The sequence below is a fragment of the Mesorhizobium sp. M1A.F.Ca.IN.022.07.1.1 genome (assembly GCF_003997575.1).
GTDB lineage: Bacteria > Pseudomonadota > Alphaproteobacteria > Rhizobiales > Rhizobiaceae > Mesorhizobium.
In genome coordinates this window covers 1-2,804 of the sequence record NZ_RZST01000519.1, presented here as the reverse complement: position 1 = coordinate 2,804, position 2,804 = coordinate 1, and the positions used below count along the sequence as shown (strand labels likewise).

The 2,804-nt window shown below is 64.8% G+C and carries 4 protein-coding genes; 3 read left to right on the top strand and 1 reads right to left on the bottom strand.

Annotated features, from left to right (window positions below):
* The first annotated feature begins 13 nt into the window (after positions 1–13).
* From EOA75_RS31490 to EOA75_RS31480, 3 genes are read left to right on the top strand one after another with little or no spacing between them, the layout of a single operon-like run.
* Entirely contained in the window at positions 14–607 is a 594-nt protein-coding gene (locus tag EOA75_RS31490) for a septation protein A (RefSeq protein WP_245466797.1), read from the top strand.
* A 24-nt stretch (positions 608–631) separates the two neighbouring features.
* Complete coding sequence (locus EOA75_RS31485; RefSeq protein ID WP_066991742.1) at positions 632–1,252, top strand: pyridoxamine 5'-phosphate oxidase family protein; 621 nt, start codon at positions 632–634, stop codon at positions 1,250–1,252.
* A 39-nt stretch (positions 1,253–1,291) separates the two neighbouring features.
* Positions 1,292–1,825 (top strand): NADPH-dependent FMN reductase, encoded by a 534-nt coding sequence (locus EOA75_RS31480; RefSeq protein ID WP_127326025.1) that lies wholly within the window; start codon positions 1,292–1,294, stop codon positions 1,823–1,825.
* A 12-nt stretch (positions 1,826–1,837) separates the two neighbouring features.
* On the opposite strand, the gene EOA75_RS31475 is transcribed toward EOA75_RS31480, so the two are convergent.
* Complete coding sequence (locus tag EOA75_RS31475; RefSeq protein WP_127326023.1) at positions 1,838–2,755, bottom strand: SMP-30/gluconolactonase/LRE family protein; 918 nt, start codon at positions 2,753–2,755, stop codon at positions 1,838–1,840.
* Positions 2,756–2,804 lie beyond the last annotated feature (49 nt).

Genomic DNA, 2,804 nt, shown 5'->3' with positions numbered 1-2,804 from the left:
CCCGCCGCTCAAGCTGGTGCTCGAGCTCGGGCCGCTGCTGGTCTTCTTTTTCGCCAATGCGCGCGGCGAATGGCTGGCGCAGAAATTTCCGGCCTTGGCCGAGCTCGGCGGCCCGATCTTCGTCGCCACCGGCTTGTTCATGGCCGCCACCGCCTTGGCGCTGATCGCCTCGTGGCTGCTCACCCGCACCTTGCCGATCATGCCGCTGGTGTCGGGCGTCGTCGTCCTTATCTTCGGCGCGCTGACGCTCTATTTGCAGGACGACGTCTTCATCAAGATGAAGCCGACCATCGTCAACACGCTGTTCGGCGGCGTGCTGCTCGGCGGCCTTTTCTTCGGCAAGTCGCTGCTTGGCTACGTCTTCGACTCGGCTTTCAGCCTCGATGCCGAAGGCTGGCGCAAGCTCACCTTCCGCTGGGGCCTGTTCTTCCTCGTCCTGGCCCTCGTCAATGAAGTCGTGTGGCGGAATTTTTCAACCGATGCCTGGGTTACCTTTAAGGTCTGGGGCATCATGCCGATCACGCTTCTCTTCACCTTCAGCCAGATGCCGCTGATCATGCGCCACTCGCTGGAGGAAAAAGCCAAGGAAGAGCAGGCGAGTAAATAGAGCAGGTTCCGGGGAGGGGGCGGCATGGAATTCCTCACCACGCGCGATGAGCTGAGGACGATCTACAAGACGCCGCGGCCGACCGACGGGTCGATCCGCAAGGAACTCAAGGCGCTCGATGGCCACTGCCGTTCCTTCATCGGCAAGAGCCCATTCGTGCTGATCGGCTCCTCCGACGGCGCCGGCAATGCCGACGTGACCCCGAAGGGCGACAAGCCCGGCTTCACCGCCATCCTCGACAGTTCCACCATCGCCATCCCTGACCGTCCAGGCAACAACCGGCTGGACACGCTGGAAAACATCGTTCGTTACCCGTCGGTAGGGCTGCTCTTCCTCATTCCCGGCATGAACGAGACGCTGCGCGTCAACGGCGAAGCCCACATAACCATCGACGCCGGACTGCGCGCCCGCCTGGCCGTCGACGGCAAGGAGCCGCTGAGCGTCATCGTGGTGACGGTCAAGGCCGCTTACATGCACTGCGCCAAGGCCTTTATGCGCTCCGAGCTGTGGGAGCCGGAGACCTGGTATGACCGGGCGAGCCTGCCGACGCTCGGCCAGATCATCCGCGACCAGCTGGCGCTTACAGAGAGCGCCGGCGAGATCGACCGCGAACTGGACGACGATTACCGGCAGACCATGTGGTAGGCTCCCGGGCACGATTCGTCCGAACCGCCCCCGTCACCCTTGCTGAACCTCCTCGCCATATCCGGCAGCCTGCGCGCCGCCTCGACGAATTCGGCCCTTGTCGCGGCGCTTGCCGCCAACGTGCCTGCGGATTGCCGCGTCACCGTCTATGACGGGCTCGGCCGCTTGCCGATCTTCAACCCGGATGAAGAGGGCGAGCGCACGCCGTGTGAGGCAAGATACCTGATCGAGGCCGTCACCCGCGCCGATGGCGTCATCGTCTCCTGTCCCGAATACGCCCATGGCGTGCCGGGCGGCATGAAGAACGCGCTCGACTGGCTGGTGTCGCGCGACGCCGCCGTCGGCAAGCCGGCGTTGCTGGTGCACGTCTCGCCGCGCTCGCTCTTTGCCCGCGCCGCCCTTGCCGAGACCATGCGCACGATGTCCTTCGCGCTTTACGAAGAGACCGCGCTCGAGATCGCGCTGCTCGGCAAGAAGCCGCCGGAGGTGGAAGAAATCCTGGCTGAGCCGACCAGTCGGCAGGCGATGCGCGACGCGGTTCGGGCTTTCGCCGGCTTTATCCGCGGCCGCTGACGCCGATGCCGGTCAATAGGTCTTCGCCCCATTCACCATCAGCCAGACCACATAGAGCGAGGTGGTGCCGCAGATGTAGAGGCGGTTGCGCTTGGCGCCGCCGAAGACGCAGTTGGCGACGACTTCCGGCACTTTGATCTTGCCGATCAGCGTGCCGTCCGGCTCGTAGCAATGGATGCCGTCGGCGGCGCTCGTCCAGATGCGCCCGCTTTCGTCGAGCCGGAAGCCGTCGAACAGGCCGGCCGTGCAGTCGGCGAAGACCTTGCCGCCCGAGACCTTCTTGCCGGCCTTGCCGACATTGAAGACGCGGATATGCGCGGGGTTCTTGGCGCCATGGGTGCGGCCCGTGTCGGCGACATAAAGCAGGCTTTCATCGAGCGAGAAGGCGAGCCCATTGGGCCTGACCATGTCGGTGATGACGGCATCGATCTCGCCCGTGCCGGGGTCGACGCGGTAGACATTGCAGGCGCCGATCTCGCTCTCGGCGTGGTCGCCTTCATAATCGCTGTCGATGCCGTAGGCGGGATCGGTGAACCAGATCGAGCCGTCGGAACGGACGACGACGTCGTTGGGCGAGTTGAGCCGCTTGCCGCGCCATTTGTCGGCGACGGTGGTGACCGAACCGTCAGGCTCGGTGCGGCTGACGCGGCGGCCCGAATGCTCGCAGGTGATCAGCCGGCCCTGCCGGTCGACGGTGTTGCCGTTGGAATTGCCGGACGGCTGGCGGAAGACGCTGACGCTGCCATCGGTCTCATCGTAGCGCAGCATGCGGTTGTTGGGGATGTCGGACCAGACGAGGTAGCGGCCGGCGGCGAACCAGGCCGGGCCTTCCGCCCACCGGCACCCGGTGAACAGCTTCTCAACCCGCTCATTGGCGTTGAACAGCCGCGAAAAACGCGGATCGAGAAGTTCATAGTCAGCGGCCGTCATGCTTTCCCTCCCGGCAATCAAAAGACGCGCGATCAAGCCAGCACAGAGC